14 protein-coding genes are annotated in these 19,605 nt (G+C 39.2%); 3 read left to right on the top strand and 11 right to left on the bottom strand.

The genetic code is table 11. The features are described 5' to 3' along the window. The first annotated feature begins 8 nt into the window (after window positions 1-8). Genes GWI59_RS11970 through GWI59_RS11960 form a run of 3 tightly spaced genes read left to right on the top strand, consistent with a single transcriptional unit; the run spans window position 9 to window position 8,356 of the window. Window positions 9-2,174: an autotransporter family protein gene (locus GWI59_RS11970; RefSeq protein ID WP_161724746.1), complete on the top strand. Its 2,166-nt coding sequence runs from the start codon at window positions 9-11 to the stop codon at window positions 2,172-2,174. A gap of 11 nt (window positions 2,175-2,185) precedes the next feature. Next, window positions 2,186-5,251, top strand: a complete 3,066-nt coding sequence (locus GWI59_RS11965) for a chondroitinase family polysaccharide lyase (protein WP_161724743.1) — start codon at window positions 2,186-2,188, stop codon at window positions 5,249-5,251. Window positions 5,252-5,305: 54 nt separating this feature from the next. Continuing rightward, window positions 5,306-8,356: a chondroitinase family polysaccharide lyase gene (locus GWI59_RS11960; protein WP_161724741.1), complete on the top strand. Its 3,051-nt coding sequence runs from the start codon at window positions 5,306-5,308 to the stop codon at window positions 8,354-8,356. 1,199 nt (window positions 8,357-9,555) lie between these two features. On the opposite strand, the gene GWI59_RS11955 is transcribed toward GWI59_RS11960, so the two are convergent. From GWI59_RS11955 to agaR, 11 genes are all read right to left on the bottom strand, one after another. Further along, a complete protein-coding gene (locus GWI59_RS11955; protein ID WP_006533832.1) occupies window positions 9,556-10,617 on the bottom strand; it encodes a glycoside hydrolase family 88/105 protein in 1,062 nt (353 codons plus the stop codon). A gap of 17 nt (window positions 10,618-10,634) precedes the next feature. Beyond that, window positions 10,635-11,390 (bottom strand): 2-dehydro-3-deoxy-D-gluconate 5-dehydrogenase KduD, encoded by a 756-nt coding sequence (gene kduD, locus GWI59_RS11950; protein ID WP_161724738.1) that lies wholly within the window; start codon window positions 11,388-11,390, stop codon window positions 10,635-10,637. A gap of 84 nt (window positions 11,391-11,474) precedes the next feature. Then, entirely contained in the window at window positions 11,475-12,305 is an 831-nt protein-coding gene (gene kduI / locus GWI59_RS11945; RefSeq protein WP_006533834.1) for a 5-dehydro-4-deoxy-D-glucuronate isomerase, read from the bottom strand. A 42-nt stretch (window positions 12,306-12,347) separates the two neighbouring features. Further along, complete coding sequence (gene nagA, locus GWI59_RS11940) at window positions 12,348-13,517, bottom strand: N-acetylglucosamine-6-phosphate deacetylase (protein ID WP_109847813.1); 1,170 nt, start codon at window positions 13,515-13,517, stop codon at window positions 12,348-12,350. Beyond that, window positions 13,514-13,948 carry a PTS galactosamine/N-acetylgalactosamine transporter subunit IIA gene (gene agaF, locus GWI59_RS11935; protein WP_161724734.1) on the bottom strand — a complete coding sequence of 145 codons (435 nt, stop codon included), beginning with the start codon at window positions 13,946-13,948 and terminating at the stop codon, window positions 13,514-13,516. Before agaF ends, nagA begins: the two co-directional genes overlap by 4 nt. Before the next feature lie 99 nt (window positions 13,949-14,047). Continuing rightward, entirely contained in the window at window positions 14,048-14,938 is an 891-nt protein-coding gene (locus GWI59_RS11930; protein ID WP_161724732.1) for a PTS system mannose/fructose/sorbose family transporter subunit IID, read from the bottom strand. Then, window positions 14,928-15,695, bottom strand: a complete 768-nt coding sequence (gene agaW / locus GWI59_RS11925) for a PTS N-acetylgalactosamine transporter subunit IIC (protein WP_006533840.1) — start codon at window positions 15,693-15,695, stop codon at window positions 14,928-14,930. The genes GWI59_RS11930 and agaW overlap by 11 nt, the downstream gene beginning before the upstream one ends. A 47-nt stretch (window positions 15,696-15,742) precedes the next feature. Beyond that, a complete protein-coding gene (agaV, locus tag GWI59_RS11920) occupies window positions 15,743-16,237 on the bottom strand; it encodes a PTS N-acetylgalactosamine transporter subunit IIB (RefSeq protein ID WP_072063422.1) in 495 nt (164 codons plus the stop codon). A 24-nt stretch (window positions 16,238-16,261) separates the two neighbouring features. After that, on the bottom strand, window positions 16,262-17,452 hold the full coding sequence (locus GWI59_RS11915; RefSeq protein ID WP_109847815.1) for an SIS domain-containing protein: 1,191 nt from the start codon (window positions 17,450-17,452) through the stop codon (window positions 16,262-16,264). Between the two features lie 12 nt (window positions 17,453-17,464). Further along, entirely contained in the window at window positions 17,465-18,745 is a 1,281-nt protein-coding gene (kbaZ, locus tag GWI59_RS11910; protein WP_109399912.1) for a tagatose-bisphosphate aldolase subunit KbaZ, read from the bottom strand. Window positions 18,746-18,797: 52 nt separating this feature from the next. Further along, a complete protein-coding gene (gene agaR / locus GWI59_RS11905; protein WP_006533848.1) occupies window positions 18,798-19,577 on the bottom strand; it encodes a transcriptional repressor AgaR in 780 nt (259 codons plus the stop codon). Between the last annotated feature and the right edge of the window lie 28 nt (window positions 19,578-19,605).

Below are 19,605 nucleotides of genomic sequence, written 5' to 3'. Positions count from 1 at the left end.
GTTATATTATGAAAAATAAAAAATTGTTATTTTTGAGCGCTGCTATTTTATCAGCTATTTATGGTTCAGCATGGGCGGCAGAATGTGATCCCACTTTAAATATCTGTGAAACGGTTAATGTTAATGACGGTAATACAGCTCAAATAAATAAAGATGTCACTGTTTCTCAAGGTGATGGCGTTGTCTTTAATGGCTCATCAACAGAATATAAAGCTCAAGCAATTACAAAAAACATTACTGTTACTGGTGATGGCGCAAGTGCCATCAAGATAAATCAAGGAGCTTCTTTTAGCAGTAACATCAACTTAAATGGTGCTAATGTGACCAGTGAAAATGGTACAGCCATATTGGTTGAAGGTGATTTTCCTAAACGAGGTACTGGCGTTTATGTAAGAGACGGTGCCATTATTCGAGGAAAAACTGCAGCTATTGATTTTAGTACACTGAAAACAGGTTTTAGAAGTGATGTAAATGGTGAGATCCACGGTGATATTTTAGGAAATGGGCATGCTGATACTAAAATAAATTTTGCTTATCAAGGTGGTTCTCAAAATGCGCTATTTGACGGATATAAAATTACCGGTGTTCCGTTAATTGAAAACCACGGCAACTTGACTATCCAAGGAAAAGACAGAACGATTAACTGGGAAGGTAATTTCCTGAATAAGGAAAATAGCCAGTTAATTTTCCGTATTGATGATAATACCAATACTAATGAAACTATTCTTCATGTTGACGGTGATGTCACTTTTAAAAAAGGCAGCCAAGCCAAATTGGATTTTAAAGGTACCAGTGTCGATAACATTATAAATAAAGATATTGTTTTGATTTCTTCCAATTCAGCGATTAAAGATGAAGCTGGAATTACGGTTACTGACGCCAATGCCATTGCACCCGATGTATCTCCTTTATTAGAAAAAACAGATTCATGGTTAGAAACTACACCGCCTAATATTAGTGGTGGTGTTAGTGGTAATCAATTAGTTGCACGTTATGGAATTAGCTATGAAGGTGGCAATAATTTTATTAGTGCGGCTGAACGAGGCGGTGTCAATGAAAATGGATTAGCAGCAGCTAATTTTGTTATTCCAACGGTTTTAAATGAGTTTAATAATACACGTAGCCAAATTTCAGATGAGGCTTTGAGTTTATTAGTCGTGGCTGGAAATGACGATAATAATATTGCTGCATTATCGAATGATTTAGCTCCTATCGCTGATGGTAGTGATATTCAAGCGGGACTAATCATGGTTGAAGATATGCGAAATAATATTGCACATCGTTATTTACGCTATGATAACCAATTACCTATTGAAGAAAAAGAAGCTGGCTGGAATAGTTGGGCTAATATGTTGTACGGTTACGGCACACAAAGTAATCAAGGTGGCATAAACGGTTACAACACTTATCGTACTGGTATTCAAATCGGCGCTGATTATGAAATTAATCAAGATGCTCTTATCGGTGTTTCTTTTGCTTATAACTATGCAAAGGCTGACGCAAAACAACGTAACGCAAGCAAAGAAATTAGCCATTTTGAATTTATGCCTTACACCGGTTGGTATAGTGACACATTATTCCTAAACGGTAATTTAAATATTGGTTATTACACTGTCGATAGTGAGCGAGATATCGGTGGCAATACTGGATGGGAAGGAAATACCAAAGCAAAAGGTGATTATTCTGGTGTGCAATTGGGTTATCAGATTAATGCTGGAACCTATTTTGATTTTGATTTTATCCATATTAAACCGATGCTGACTTACCAGTATCAATGGCTCAATATTGATTCTTGGGAAGAAACAGGTTCGGCGTTATCAATGCGTACTTATGGCCAACGCTATGCTGTCAATCAACTCGGTGGTTCAGTAGCATTTTGGAATACCTATCAAACCTCTTATGGCAAATTAACCCCTTCTCTTAATCTGCGTTATATCAAAGATATAGCAGGTGATAATCATATCGATCAACGTCATAGCCTCACCTATTTTAATACTGGAGGAAGTACCTTTGATATTAAAGGCAATCGTGTTGGTGGTGACATCATTAGTGCTGAATTAGGTGCCAATCTCGATATTACCCAGTCGTTGAATTTAGGTACAACAATGGGCTATCAGCGTTATGACAAATTTAATGAAGGACGCATTGGTTTCACTGTTAGCCAGCGTTTCTAAGGAGAAAAATAATGCCGATATTTCGCTTTACTGCACTTGCTATAACATTGGGGCTATTATCAGCTCCTTATAACGCGATGGCAGCCACCAGTAATCCTGCATTTGCTCCTAAAAATCTGATGCAGTCAGAAATCTATCATTTTGCCCAAAATAACCCGTTAGCTGATTTCACAACAGATAAAAACTCAACACTGACGTTATCTGATAAGCGTAGCATTATGGGAAGCCAATCCCTTTTGTGGAAATGGAAAGGTGGAAGTAGCTTTACTTTACATAAAAAGCTTATTGTACCAACAGATAAAGAAGCGTCTAAAGCATGGGGACGCGCATCTACACCTGTTTTATCATTTTGGCTTTATAACGAAAAACCCATTGATGGCTATCTCACTATCGACCTAGGAGAAAAACTTAATTCAATCAGTGAAGCTCAGGCTGGATTTAAAGTAAAACTAAATTTCACGGGCTGGCGTGCTGTGGGGGTCTCTTTAAATAACGATCTTGAAAATCGAGAGGTGACTTTAAATGCAATCAATACCTCCTCTGATGGCTCTCAAGATAGTATTGGTCGATCTTTAGGTGCTAATGTTGATAGCCTACGATTTAAAGCCCCTTCTAATGTGGGGCAAGGTGAAATCTATATCGATCGGATCATGTTTTCTATCGATGATGCTCGCTACCAATGGTCTGATTATCAAGTAAAAACTCGCTTATCAGAACCAGAAATTCAGTTTCATAACGTACAACCTCAGTTGCCAGCAACGCCCGAAAACTTAGCTGCGGTTGATCTTATTCGCCAGCGTCTGATTAACGAATTTGTTGGCGGTGAAAAAGAGACAAATCTCGCGCTAGAAGAAAATATTAGTAAATTAAAAAGTGATTTTGATGCACTCAATATTCACGCCCTAGCAGATGGTGGAACACAAGGGCGGCATCTGATCACGGATAAACAAACTATTATTTATCAGCCAGAAAACCTTAATTCTCAAGATAAGCCACTTTTTGATAATTATGTCATTCTTGGTAACTACACAACATTAATGTTTAATATCAGCCGTGCTTATGTTCTTGAAAAAGATCCGACACAAAAAGCCCAATTAAAACAAATGTACTTATTAATGACAAAGCACTTATTAGACCAAGGCTTTGTTAAGGGGAGTGCATTAGTCACAACCCATCATTGGGGATACAGTTCTCGTTGGTGGTATATTTCTACACTATTAATGTCTGATGCCTTAAAAGAAGCAAATCTACAAACTCAAGTTTATGATTCATTACTGTGGTATTCACGAGAGTTTAAAAGTAGTTTTGATATGAAAGTAGGAGCAAATAGCTCAGATTTAGACTATTTCAACACCTTATCTCGTCAGCACTTAGCCTTATTACTGCTAGAACCTGATGATCAAAAACGTATCAACTTAGTTAATACCTTCAGTCATTACATTACTGGCGCATTAACTCAAGTACCGCCGGGTAGTAAAGATGGTTTACGCCCTGATGGTACGGCGTGGCGACATGAAGGCAACTATCCGGGCTACTCTTTCCCTGCATTTAAAAATGCCTCTCAGCTTATTTATTTATTACGTAGTACTCCATTTGCCGTTGGTGAAAGCGGTTGGGATAACTTGAAAAAAGCGATGGTATCGGCGTGGATTTACAGTAATCCAGAAGTTGGATTACCTCTTGCTGGAAGGCATCCTTTTAACTCACCTTCGTTAAAATCAGTCGCTCAAGGTTACTACTGGCTTGCCATGTCTGCAAAACCGTCTCCAGATAAAACACTCGCATCTATTTATCTTGCAATAAGTGATAAAACACAAAATGAATCGAGTGCTATTTTTGGAGAAACTATTGCGCCAGCGGCTTTACCTCAAGGCTTCTATGCCTTTAATGGTGGTGCTTTTGGTATTCATCGTTGGCAAGATAAAATGGTGACACTGAAAGCTTATAACACCAATGTTTGGTCATCTGAAATTTATAACAAAGATAACCGTTATGGTCGTTATCAAAGTCATGGTGTCGCTCAAATAGTGAGTAATGGTTCGCAGCTTTCACAGGGCTATCAGCAAGAAGGTTGGGATTGGAATCGAATGCCAGGAGCGACGACGATCCACCTTCCTCTTAAAGAATTAGACAGCCCTAAACCTCATACGTTAATGCAACGTGGAGAGCGTGGATTTAGCGGAACATCCGCCCTTGACGGTAAATATGGGATGATGGCATTCGATCTTATTTATCCCGCCAATCTTGAGCGTTTTGATCCTAACTTCACTGCCAAAAAAAGTGTATTAGCCGCTGATAATCACTTAATTTTTATTGGTAGTAATATAAATAGTAGTGATAAAAATAAAAATGTGGAGACCACCTTATTCCAACATGCCATTACTCCAACATTAAATACCATTTGGATTAATGGACAAAAAATCGAAGCCATTCCTTACCAAACAACACTTAAACAAGGTGATTGGTTAATTGATAGCAACGGTAATGGTTATTTAATTACTCAAGCTGAAAAAGTGAATGTCAGTCGTCAACACCAGACTTCGGCTGAAAATAAAAATCGCCAACCAACAGAAGGAAACTTCAGTTCAGCGTGGATTGATCACAGCGTTCAACCTAAAGATTCCAATTATGAGTATATGGTCTTTTTAGATGCGACTCCTGAAAAAATGGGAGAGATGGCAAAGAAATTTCGTGAAAATAATGGGTTATATCAAGTTGTTCGTAAAGATAAAGATGTTCATATTATTTACGATAAACTCAGCAATGTGACGGGATATGCCTTTTATCAGCCTGCTTCAATTGAAGATAAGTGGATCAAAAAAGTTGATAAACCCGCGATTGTGATGACTCATCGACAAAAAGACACTCTTATTGTCAGTGCTGTTACACCTGATTTAAATATGACACGCCAAAAAGCAGCAACGGCTGTTACTATCAATGTCGTCGTCAACGGAAAATGGCAACCTACTGATAAAAATAGTGAAGTGAAATATAACCTTTCAGGTGATAACACTGAACTGACTTTTACCAGCTACTTTGGTATTCCACAAGAAATCAAACTCTCACCACTCCCATGATTTAATTAAAAGGAACGCCCTTGCGTTCCTTTTTTATTTGCAGGAAATCTGATTATGCTAATAAAAAACTCTTTAGCCCACGCGGTTACATTAAGCCTCTGTTTATCATTACCCGCACAAGCATTCTCCTCTCTATCTCATGAAACTTTCGGCGATATTTATCTTTTTGAAAATGAACTGCCTAATACCCTTATTACTTCAAATAATAATCAATTATCACTGAGTAAACAGCACGCTAAAGATGGTGAACAATCACTAAAATGGCAATATCAACCACAAGCAACATTAACGCTAAATAATATTGTTAATTACCAAGATGATAAAAATACAGCAACTCCACTCACTTTTATGATGTGGATTTATAATGAAAAACCTCAATCTTCCCCATTAACGTTCGCATTTAAACAAAATAATAAAATTGCACTAAGTTTTAATGCTGAACTTAATTTTACGGGATGGCGAGGTATTGCTGTTCCTTTTCGTGATATGCAAGGCTCTGCAACAGGTCAATTTGAACAATTAGTGATAACTGCCCCAGATCAGGCAGGAACTCTCTTTTTTGATCAAATTATGATGAGTGTACCTTTAGACAATCGATGGGCCGTTCCTGATTATCAAACTCCTTACGTCAATAACGCAGTAAACACGATGGTCAGTAAAAACTGGAGTGCTTTACTGATGTATGATCAGATGTTTAAAGCTCATTATCCAACTCTAAATTTCAATACTGAGTTTCATGATGCTCAAACTGAAATGGCATCAATTTATCAGCGTTTTGAATATTATCAGGGAATTAATGCTGATAAAAAAATCACCTCAGACATGCTTAATAAAAATTTAGCACTCTGGGAAAAATTAGGATTAACGCAACACGCTGATGGTTCAATAACAGGAAAAGCACTCGATCATCCTAACCGACAAAACTTTATGAAGGTTGAAGGCGTATTTAGTGAAGAGACGAAAAAAACATTACTTGATACCAATATGTTAAGAGATGTGGGCAAAACGCTTCTTCAAACTGCCATTTACTTGCGTAGTAATTCCTTATCAGCAACTGATAGAAAAAAATTAGAAGAACGCTATTTATTAGGAACTCGTTACGTCCTTGAACAAGGTTTTACACGAGGTAGTGGTTATCAAATTATTACTCATGTTGGATATCAAACTAGAGAGCTTTTTGATGCATGGTTTATTGGTCGTCACATTCTGGCAAAAAATAACCTTTTAGCACCGACTCAACAAGCGATGATGTGGTACAACGCCACAGGACGAATTTTTGAAAAAGACGATGAAATCATTGATGCAAACGTTGATATTCTTAACACACAACTACAGTGGATGATAAAAAGCCTACTGATGTTGCCAGATTATCAACAACGTCAACAAGCCTTAGTACAACTGCAAAACTGGCTAAATAAAACCATACTAAGTTCAAAAGGTGTTGCAGGTGGTTTTAAACCTGATGGTTCTATTTTTCATCATTCACAGCATTACCCTGCTTACGCTAAAGATGCATTTGGTGGTTTAGCACCGAGTGTTTATGCATTGAGCGATTCGCCTTTTCGCTTATCGACTTCAGCACATGAGCGTTTAAAAGATGTGTTATTAAAAATGCGAATCTACACCAAAGAGACACAAATCCCTGTGGTATTAAGTGGCCGTCATCCCACAGGATTACATAAAATAGGAATTGCTCCATTTAAATGGATGGCATTAGCAGGAACACCTGATGGCAAACAAAAATTAGATACCACATTGGCTGCTGCCTATGCAAAATTAGATAACAAAGACAATTTTGACGGTATTAAAGCTGAAAATGAACCCACTGGTGCATGGGCGATGAACTATGCTTCAATGGCAATACAGCGTAGGGCTTCTATTCAAGTACCACAGCAAAGCTGGCTTGCAATTGCTCGTGGTTTTAGTCGTTATCTTGTTGGCAATGAAAGTTATGAAAATAACAATCGTTATGGTCGTTATTTACAATATGGACAATTAGAAATTATTCCAGCTGATTTAACTCAATCGGGATTTAGCCATGCAGGATGGGATTGGAATAGATATCCAGGAACAACCACAATCCATCTTCCCTATCACGAACTTGAAGCAAAACTTAATCAATTACCAGCCGCCGGTATTGAAGAAATGTTGCTTTCAACAGAAAGCTATTCTGGTGCCAATACACTTAATAATAACAGTATGTTTGCCATGAAATTACATGGCCATAGTAAATATCAACAACAAAGCTTAAGAGCTAATAAATCCTATTTCTTATTTGATAATAGAGTTATCGCCTTAGGCTCTGGTATTGAAAATAACGATAAACAACATACGACAGAAACAACATTATTCCAGTTTGCCGTCCCTAAATTACAATCAGTGAGCATTAATGGTAAAGAGGTTAATCAATTAGGTACTCGATTAACTTTAAATAATGCAGATACCTTAATTGATCCTGCTGGTAATTTATATAAGCTCGCTAAAGATCAAACCGTAGAATTTAGTTATCAAAAACAACATTCACTTGATGATAGAAATTCAAAACCTACAGAACAATTATTTGCAACAGCTGTTATTTCTCATGGTAACGCACCTAGTGATGCAACTTATGAGTATGCGATAGCGATTGAATCTCAAGATAATAAAGCCCCCGAATACACAGTATTACAACATAATAATCAACTTCATGCGGTAAAAGATAAATTAACTCAAGAGGAGGGATATGCTTTCTTTGAATCTTCTCAAGTAAGTTCACCTGAGGCAACAATATTATCCAGTAATGCACCTGTTATGATTATGGCTAAAACACAAAACCAGCAATTAACATTAAGTATTGTTAACCCTGATTTAAATTTATATCAGGGCATTGAAGCAGATCAAGTTGATCATAAAGGTAATCAAATTGAAGTTAGTGTTTATTCTCGTAAATGGCTCACAGCAGAATCGCAACCAGTAAATAGTACAATTACTGTAAAAGGAAGATGGAAATTAATGACACCTCAATCTGGTATTATGATTAAGCATCAGGATAATAATACACTTATCACTACGACGACAATACAAGCAACACCGATTGTTATTAATTTAGTTAAGTCAACTTCTTAAATTTTAAAACAAAGAGTCTCGATATAAAATATCGAGGCTCTATTGTTATTAAAAGTAATTAACGAATTAATTAATAATTTAAAATAACGCGAAGAAATCGACACATTTATTATTGCTAATAAATGTGTTGTCTCATTTAAATAATTTGATATTCTCTGCGCGGGTGCTTGGATCAATCTGGTTCAAGCATTTGCTAAATGCCAGAAAGAGAAAAGCCCCGGAAAATATATTTATATTAACCGAGGCGGACTCAAACCTGAGAACTTGATTCTGCCTCCTTATAGAGGAGCTGTCAAGAAAATGAACAAATATTCTCTTATTAGTATGATTGTTATTAGTATAAATATCACCGTATTGCTGATATTTTTATTTTATAACAATCCAATTGAAAATTTCACAATTAATAGTGAATATATAAATGTTCAGGTTAAGTTTATCAGTAATAAACACTAACCTTGTGGGGGAGTCATCCCCCACAGTTTTCTAATTAAGTCATTATGGTTTAATCTAAGCACCCAAATTTATAATAAAAGGTAACAAATTACCGTTACCTCTTATTTTATTTACTCGCGCAGTTAGCGAATTAATTACTTATTTAAAATAATAAAAAAAATCGCATGATTTATTATTGATAATAAATATGTTGTCTCATTTTAATAGTTTGCTATGCTCTGCGCGGGTGCTTGGATCAATCTGGTTCAAGCATTTTGCAAACACCAGAAAGAGAAAAGCCCCGATTATGTTATTTAACATTAACCGAGGCCGAATCTAACCCAACAACTTGATTCTGCCTCCTTATAGAGGTGCTGTCAAGAAAATGAACAAATATTCTCTTATTAGTATGATTGTTATTAGTATAAATATCACCGTATTGCTGATATTTTTATTTTATAACAATCCAATTGAAAATTTCACAATTAATAGTGAATATATAAATGTTCAGGTTAAGTTTATCAATAACAAACATTAACCTTGTGGGGGAGAAATCCCCTGCAATTTTCTAATTAAGTTATTACGGTTTAATCTAAGCACCCAAATTTATAATAAAAGGTAACAGATTTATGTTACCTCTTATTATATTAAAAATAAAAAAGCCGACCCCTATTTTTGGTCGGCATCCTAGATAGGAAAATATTGCGCGGAAGGCATGTAAAGCGCAAGAAAAACAACAAAGCGTCAATATCAAAGCTCTAGCAATTTTACAAAAGATTTAAAACTTCACTTCCTGCTAATAAATAAGCACCAGCACCATAATCCATATTATGTTCAAACTTCACTTCACGAGGGTTAAATGCTGGAAGTTGAACCCAACCTATCATGCCGTTGTCATGAATACAGGTTTGTAATGCCGACCATGCTTTATTTAAAGCAGGAAAATAAATTTCTTTCTCTAATACTCCCTGATTAATTCCCCATGCTAGTCCATAACAAAATAGTGCTGTAGCTGAACTTTCTGGTGCAGGAAAATTATCAGGATCAAGTAAACTGGTTCGCCAAAAACCATCTTCATGTTGATAATCTAGGATGGATGTCGCTAATTCTTTAAACAATACAATATAACGTTCACGGCCATGATAATCATCAGGCATATATTTTAGGATGCGAGGTATCGACGCTAAAACCCAACCGATACCACGGCTCCAAAATACTTTTTCACCATTAGCTTCACGTAATTCATTGCCTTGACCATCAGGAATATAGCGATGATCACGAAAGATAAGCCCTGTTTCAGGATCACGTAAATGGTCAATCGCATCCCAATAAGCTGTGTGCATATAATCTAAATAACGTCGCTCATTGGTGATTTCAGCTAACGCAGCAAAACCAGGAGGCGCCATAAAGAGTGCATCACACCACCACCAGTCTTCACGACCAGGTTTTGGCTCATCAATCATAATATCAAATGCTTTGATTGTTGGCTCAACCACTTCAGATTGTTCAAACAATGGACTAATAGCCAGATAGGCTTGTGCACACACATGATCATCTGCAAAACGAGGATTAGGACCCGTTCTAAACCCAGTATGTAGTGTGTAATTCAATACACCATTAAGATATTCTTCATCTTGTGTGGCTTGCCATGCTGCACTGACACAACTCCATAAAACACCGCGTTCCCAATCTGTGTCTTTAATAAAACGGGTTTTTCCACTACGGCGGCGGACACTGCGAACTTGATTAGCCGATTGATAACGATACACTCGCTTCATATTTTGCAATACGGTATTCTTTTGCAAAGCCTCTGTATTAGCGTGTTCCATCCTACTTCTCCATGAAATTAACGAGCCAACCAACCACCATCAACTGCAATAGTGTATCCATTAACATAATCACTGGCTTTAGACGCTAAAAAAATCGCAGGACCAGCAACATCTTCTGGCGTTCCCCAACGTCCTGCAGGAATACGTTCTAGGATAGCGGCATTACGCACGTCATCTGCGCGTAGTGCTACGGTGTTATCTGTTGCCATATAACCCGGAGCAATTGCATTTACATTGATATTATATTGAGAGAGTTCAGTCGCCAATGCGCGAGTTAATCCCATTACAGCGGATTTACTTGCGGTGTAAGAAGGTACACGAATACCACCTTGATAAGAGAGCATAGAAGCAATGTTAATTATCTTTCCACCCTCTCCTTGTTTTACAAATTGGCGAGCGACTTTTTGGGATAAAAAGAATAGTGTTTTCTGATTAATATCAATCACATCATCCCAATCTTTTTCACTAAATTCTAAAAGGTCTTCTCGACGAATAATCCCTGCATTATTCACCAAAATATCAATACGCCCCATCACAGAAACAGCTTCATCCACCAGCGCTTGTAATCCATCTTGTTTCATTAAATTTTGCGTAATGTAATGAAAGCGACGACCCAATGCTTCTACTTGTTGGCGAGTTTCTGGTGCATCTTGAATACCCACTCCCACAATATCTGCACCCGCTTTGGCTAAACCAATAGCCATGCCTTGACCTAAACCTGTATTACAACCTGTGACAATAGCAACTTTGCCATTTAAATCGAATAAATTCATAGCAGTAACCTCTCAGGTGTGGCTTCATTGCCACACCTTTTTTATAAGTAGAGTAAGAAGAAAATGTAACTATTCGTATCGTAGTTACTTCAGATCTTTCATTGCCACATGATCCATATCGTGGAAGACCTGATTCTCACCAACCATTCCCCAAATAAAGGTATAAGATGCAGAGCCCACACCAGAATGAATTGACCAGCTAGGGCTTATCACTGCTTGCTCATTACGAACCACTAAATGACGAGTTTCCGTTGGTTCCCCCATATAATGGAAAACCACATTGTCATCTTTCATATCAAAATAGAGATACACTTCCATACGACGCTCATGGGTATGACAAGGCATGGTATTCCATAAACTACCTGGTTCAAGAACCGTCATCCCCATAGATAATTGGCACGTTGGCAGAACTGAAGGGTGTAAGAATTTATAAATAGTACGAACGTTACAGTTTTCTGCATTACCTAATTTTTCAGGCGATGCTTGCTGTTGCGTTATTTTGCGCGTTGGGTAGGTATGATGAGCTGGCGCACAATTCATATAAAAACGCGCGGGTGTTTCTACACAATCACTGGTAAATTCAACACTTTTAGCACCCATTCCGATATAAATTGCTTCACGAGCACCAATATCAAACACTTCACCATCAACAATTACTTTACCAGCACCACCAATATTAATGGCACCTAACTCACGTCTTTCTAAAAAGAAATCAACGCCTAATGCTTTACCTGCCATTAACGCTAAAGGCTGTGTTGTGGGAACAATACCGCCAACAATAATGCGATCTATATGGCTATAAGTGAGATTCATTTCCCCTTCACAGAATAGGTTTTCAATCAGGAACTCCTTGCGAAGTCCTTCTGTATCAAGCCTTTTAGCATGTTCACTATGAATTGGCTGACGAATTTCCATTATAAATACCTCATTTTTACTGATGGGTGCATAACAGAAAAGCTATGCATTTTCCCCGGATACAGAGTAAATATGATTTCCTCTGATGAATGTATCGGTGAGATGAAAGCACTCATCCACCACAGCAAAGCTGGCTTGTCGCCCCACTTTGATATAACCCAATTTATCGCCGATGCCGAGATACTCTGCGGGGATCGCAGTTGCCATTTGTACCGCTTCCCACTCAGGTACGTGCGCAAGTTGCACCATATTTCGCAATGCACTATCTAAGCTACAAGTACTCCCAGCCAAAGAACCATCGGCAGTTTTTGCTTGACCTTGGGTAACGCTAACTGTTTGAGCACCTAGCGTATAATCACCATCAGGTAATCCCCCTGCACGCATACAATCTGTAATTAGCGCAAGTTGTTGGTAACCTTTCATGCGATACGCTAATTGCATCATCACGGGATGAACATGAATGCCATCGGCAATCAATTCCGCCAATACATCGTGATACAACACGGCACCACAACATCCTGGCTCTCGGTGATGAAGTCCCGTCATCCCGTTATACAAGTGCACGCCACAATCAGCGCCATGTAAAAATGCATCTGACGTTTGTTCATAAGTTGCCGCCGTATGTGCCACACTAGGTTTAATGCCTCGATTGACCAACCAATCAATCGCTTCTATTGAACCTTGTGCTTCTGGCGCAACAGCGACACGCAATAATGAGTCACCCGCACTTTCAAGTAGTGTTTCTAACTCTGATATTGTCGGTGCTTTTAGATATTTCACCGGGTGAGAGCCTCGATGGCGCTCGGTAAAATAAGGCCCTTCTAAAAAGCTCCCAAGCAACAACGCACCGGACGTTTGTGGCTTTGATAAGAACTCACGTACTTGTGATAATGCGAGACGAATATCATCTATAGGCGCAGTAACCGTTGTACCAACCCACGCTACAACGCCTGTTTTCACTAAAGCATCCGCGATGGTTTGCAATCCTTGCTCAGTCGCATCCATAACATCCGCACCTTCACGGCCATGAATATGGATATCCACAAAACCGGGTAATAATGATTTCCCTTTTAGGCGAATAATGGGGCAATCAGTTGGTGCTTGCGAGGTGATCGATTCAATGACATCGCCCCTAACACAGACATAACAGAGATAACGAATCCCTTCAGGTGTAAACGTTCTATCTGCCAAAATGGCGTATCGCTGACTCATAAGCCGTCTTCTTCATCAGCATCATTGCTGTCTATTTGTGCCAATTGCTCACGAATATCCTGAATACTCTCTTGACCTATTTCGCGTAACGTTTGCACTAACTCTGACGTTGAACACCCTTCTCGTTCAAAAGCGGCATTAACAATCATCGGTAAATTCACCCCAGCTAACACCTCAACATCAAGATTTTGCATCATAATGGCCATTGCTCGATTACAAGGGGTTCCACCAGGTAAATCTGTTAAGAACAAATATTGCTGACATGACATTGAGTTAATCGCTTCACGCATTTTTTCTTCTAATTCATCAGGGGAAATAGACTCAACAAAATCAATAAACGCGATATTTTCCTGTTCTCCAGCAATCGCTTTTACGGCTGATGCCATACCAGAAGCAAAATTAAGATGTCCTGAAACAATAAGACCTATCATGAGTGACTCCTTGCGGGCAGCAGAAGACTCTCCTGCCCGTTTATAGCAAGTTAATAATGTATTTCGATTGACAATAACGACTGTGGTAAAGGCTCTCTGTTATAAGAATCCTAATACATGGCCGATAACGCCAAATGCAAGAGTTGAGAAAATCAATACCGGAGGTTTACCCCAAAAACCGGTGCTTTTTACCATTTTGTACATCAGGAAAACTAAGCACAAAGGCAGTAAATTCGGCATGATTTTGTCAAAGAGCGCGGTTTGCAATTCGACCACCTTTCCTCCCAGCTCTAACGAGGCGGTGGTTTGCACCTTGATAAAGGTCGCGGAGAGCGCCCCAATGACAAAGATCCCCATAATATTGGCGGCTTTAGCCAGTTTTTCAGTGGCATCACTCATATTGACCATCGCAGCGGTTCCCGCGCGATAACCCATAAACATCAGCCCGAAATACACTAAAAAGTGCACAATTTGATATAAAAAGAAGAAAACAAAAGGCCCCGCAATCGAACCCTCCATAGCAATAGATGCGCCCAATGCTAATGTCAGTGGCATTAAGGTCATGTGGTCAATAGCATCGCCAATACCCCCTGTTGGCCCCATTCCTGCTACTTTCATCACGTTAACAGTTGATGGTTTTTCTTTGTTTTCTTCCATTGCAACAGCTGTACCTAATAAAAAGGTAAACAGCTTAGGACTGGCATTAAAAAATTGCAGATGGTTTTTCAGTGATGTTGCATAATCGCGTTTATTATTCCCATGGATCTTCTTTAATGCTGGAATAATTGAGAAGGCAAATCCACCACCTTGCATACGTTCAAAGTTAAAGTTACCTTCCATAAATAACCCTCGGAACGCACACTTCCAAAGGTCACCTTTCGTGATCACTTTTCTGACTGTGGTATCTTGATACTCATCAATGCCATCAATCAAAGAACCTGTTTCTGTTTTATCCTGCGTTTTCAATGCGGTGCTGTTATCAGATACCATCTTCGAAATCCTCATTCTGCTGACTTGTATTTTTGTTGTTACCACTAAAGAAGAAGTAGAGCGCGGCGGCTGATGCGCCTAAAATAGCGACCGCCATAATTGGCAGTTTTAAATAGGTTGTCATAACGAAACCAATGAAGAACACACCGGCAACTTCTTTTGACCACATGATTTTCAGCAACATGGCGAAACCAATAGCAGGAACCATCTTCGCACCAATACCTAAACCTTCAAGCAACACTTTCGGGGTATTCTCATCAATCCATTGAGCTGCATGTTCACCAAAATAGACCGTTACGAAGGCAACTAAAGCATAGAGTAATGAACGTACTATAATCGTGATAATCAGTAGCCGTGACACACCACCAGCATCGGCTCTTTCTGCGTATCTATCGGCTTTTCCCATAGTGAATGCCGTCATTGCAAAGAAGCCAATCACCAACATTTGCATTAACACAGCAATTGGCATACCAATCCCCATAGCAACTTCAGGTGATTGATTTGTCATTACCGCAAAAGCAACCGCAGCAATGGTGCCTAATGTTACATCTGGTGGCTGAGCACCGGCGTTAGGAACAAGTCCTAACCAAGCAAGTTCTAATGTTGCACCTGCAATCAATCCAACCTGCATATCACCCATAATCAGGCCAACAACAGGCCCTGTAATTAATGGTCTGTGAATATTTAATGCAACATCATACTTATCTATACCGCAAAAGAAGGCCCATAAAGCCACTAAAGAAGCTTCAAAAATCATAAATAATCCTCAAACCTGCTAATGCAGGTTTTTTGTTCAGGAAATTATCAGGCTGATGCTAGCGCTAACACGTCAACCGGTGTCTGATCGGGGGTGTTTTGGATTGTGCAAGTCACACCGTTTGCGACAAGGCGTTTAAACGCATCAATGTCGGCATCATTGACTGATACGGTTTTCGCAATTTGGCGTTTCCCTTCATGAAAATGCATATTGCCAACATTACAGTGAGTAATGGGCACACCGCCTTCCACTAAACGGGCAACATCTTTCGGGTTATTACACAAAACAAAAATTTTCTGACGAGGAGATGCTTTACTAATAACATCAATAGTTTTTTGAATAGAGAAGAAGCGAACAGCGTACTCACCACCCGCTGACGCTTTCATACCTGCTTGCATAAATGCGGCATTAGGGCCTTCTGCTGCATCATCATTAGCCACTAAAATCAGGTTTGCTTCGGTATGTTTACCCCATGTAATGCGGATTTGACCATGGAGTAAACGTTCATCAATGCGAGTCCAGACAATATTAGGTGTGTTCATAATTAGCTCTCTTATTATATTTTATTAATTTAAAGCAGACTGTGTGTCGTCTTTTTTGTGTGAGAACGGATAAATTGTGACGCCTTGTACAACGCGGTTGATTTCTCCTGTCGGAGACGGGTTATCAGGCGTATTCCCTAGTGCAATGGAACTGTGAAATGCGAATGATTGCGCCAACATCAAGTAAGGGAACAATAGCGCCACATCAGAACAGTTCTCTAACGCAGGAATATAAACAAAACTCTCTGGTGAGAAAGCGTTATCATTTCGTGCGGTGATCGCGATCACCTTGCCTGATGCATTATCGTGAATAACCTCTCGTAATAAGTCTGTCTCATATTGACGTGTATAAGGATCATTAGAGAAAAACATCACCACTAAAGTTTCTTTATTTACGATAGACTTAGGCCCATGTCGAAAACCTAATGGAGTATCAAAGCTTGCAACCACTTTACCCGCTGTAAGCTCTAACATTTTCAACGCAGCTTCTTGCGCTAAACCTTGCAATCCACCGCTTCCTAGATAAATAACTCGTTTAAACTTACCCGCGTATTTATCCCGAATAATTTGATTGGCTTTATTAAACTGTGCTTTATAGTGACTAAAAAAAGGTGCGATAGAATCCCTAAAGACGTTATCCCCTAAAAAGATGGTCACTGCCGCCATCATCATGGATGAAAAGCTAGAGGTCATTGCTAAAGAACGGTCATTGGATTCTTCAGGCATCAACAATGCCAATGCACTACTGTTATTTTGGCAATATTCATAAAGCTTGCCATTTGCATTACATGTCAGCACTAAGTGATGACACTGAGATAGACATTCAGTCGCAACATCTAACGCTGCCACACTTTCAGGGCTATTACCCGAGCGAGCAAAAGAGATTAATAATGTTGGGATATCTTCTGCTAAATATTCTTGTGGATCAGCCACTAAATCGGTTGTTGCAATCGCATCTACTCGACGTTTTGTATGGCCACTTAAAATAGGCGCCAATGCTTTTCCAGCGAATGCGGACGTACCTGCACCTGTTAAAATAATTCGTGCATGAGGCACTGCAAGCGCTTTATCTAAAAAGGCCTCAATATCAGCACGTTTCTCTTTTACTGATTGCCATGTTTTCTTCCAACATTCTGGTTGTTGCTCAATTTCTTTCGCAGTCCAAAATGCATTCAGTTGCTCTAATTTAGCGGTCTGATAACTTAAATATTCCATGGTTTCCCTCAATTAATGGACATAGCACGCATCGGCATACACCGATAACACATCACGAATTTTCGCAATAACAAAAGATTCAGGCGATCCGTCAATCATGCCTTCTCTAAATTGGGTAAATTGATAAGGCAGATATTGACTCAGTAATGGCAATGGAATTGGTTTAACGGATAAGTTATCCATTAGCGTATCGATGGCGGCATTAATTTCAGCATCAGGCCAGTAATAGCGAATACGATCACTAAAACTATATACTCGAGCAAAGGCTTGTTGACGCTCATCACCGTGATAATATTTTTGCCAAAATCCAGGCTCTCGGCACATCAGTTGTTCCATTTTTTCGCGCAATTTAGAGCACTGTTCTTGAGGGAATAATGTTTCTTCAATGGAGCAAAGTGCGTATAAACCTTCACGCATTGCAAAGGTTAATGCTGGCCCAACTTTTAAAATGGCAAAGTGATCATGAACTAGCTGTTTATAAGCTTCTTTAGTTTGATAATCCGTAGAGTGGGCTTCAAAAACAAGGTGAGAATAATCATTTACCACTTGGCTTAATGCTTGTGCTTCTTCTTGTTGATAATCAATGATACCCGTATGATCAAATTCAACGCCGGGTTGAACAACTAAACCAATAACGCGTTGCCAACAATCACCAACCCCCACATCATGAAAAGCTTGGCGATGGCATTCTAAGGTTTTACGCGCAGCATCAGGTGAAGTAACTTCAACAGTATCAAGCTCTTCAGCAGCACCGCCTGGAACGGGTACTTCTGTACCAACAACATAAACAATATCACTTGTACCAAATGTCTCTTTTGCCGTATTTTCTGCAATTACAGCGAGGCGAGCGGCACGAGATGCCACAATTTCATCCGTCAAAGGAATAGGATCATCAGCACAAGACATACTGCAATCAAGATGGATTTTCTTAAAACCCGCAGCAACATAATGTGCAATCAACACATCTGCATTTGCCATCGCATCTTCAGCATTAAGGTGTTGCCAACGATTAGGCCCTAAATGATCGCCACCAAGAATAAGCTTCTCGATAGGAAAACCGACATTTTTCGCCTGCTCAATAACATATTGGTAGAAGTCAGCGGGGGTCATTCCTGTATAGCCACCAAACTGATCAACCTGATTAGAGGTGGCTTCAATTAGCAGAAAGGAATCATTATCCAGCGCTTGTAATAGAGCTGCTTCTATTACTAAAGGATGGGCAGAACAAACAGAATAAATACCATTCTGTTTGCCTGATTTATGTTGCTGAACAATCTTTTCTAAAGGATGCATTAATACTAACTCCATAATCAACACCGGCGGTGTTGCTAATGGAGTTAGCAAATTACGATGCCTTATCGTCGACGATAATCACTTCGATTTTATGATCTTTCAGTTCCTGAACATATTCTTCAGGAATACCTGAATCGGTCACTAATATATCAATATCACCAAATTCTCTGATCATATGACAGCTGCGTTTACTGAATTTCGTAGAATCGGCAACCGCAATAATCGTTTCTGAGATATCACACATTAAACGGTTAAGACTGGCTTCCTGTTCATTGTGTGTAGTAATACCAACACGTAAATCGAATCCGTCAACACCTAGAAAAACCTTATCAAAACGGTAATTTCTAAGGCTATTTTCAGCTTGTGAGCCAGAAAAAGACAACGCACTTTTTCGCAATACACCACCGGTCATTAATACTTCCACACCTGAGGTATTTGCTAACTCCATTGCGACATCCAGACCGTTAGTCATGACCACTACATTTTCGCGCGACTTTAAATGTGTCGCGATTTCGCGAGTAGTTGTCCCCGAGTCAAGAATGACGGTGTCTCCATCCTTTATCAGCGTTGCGGCTGCTTTCCCGATTAATGTTTTTATGCCCGCGTTTTGTCCACGTTTTTCGTGGATACTCAATTCGGCAATAAATCCTGTGTTAGGAATTGCTGCGCCATGAGAGCGAACGATATAACCATTTTTTTCAAGAAAGCTTAGATCGCTGCGGATAGTGACACTTGAGACTTTAAATAATTCAGCGAGATCTTCGACTCTGGCTTTACCTTGCTGGTTTACCATATCGAGGATTTCCATACGCCTCTCAACTGCCGCTTTCACTTTCGTCTCCTTACGAAACCAAAAGACT

This window comes from Proteus sp. G2673 (assembly GCF_009915125.1).
Classification (GTDB): Bacteria; Pseudomonadota; Gammaproteobacteria; order Enterobacterales; family Enterobacteriaceae; genus Proteus; species Proteus penneri.
The sequence above is the reverse complement of the archived record's forward strand: the minus strand, read 5'-3'. Positions and strand labels throughout refer to the sequence as shown.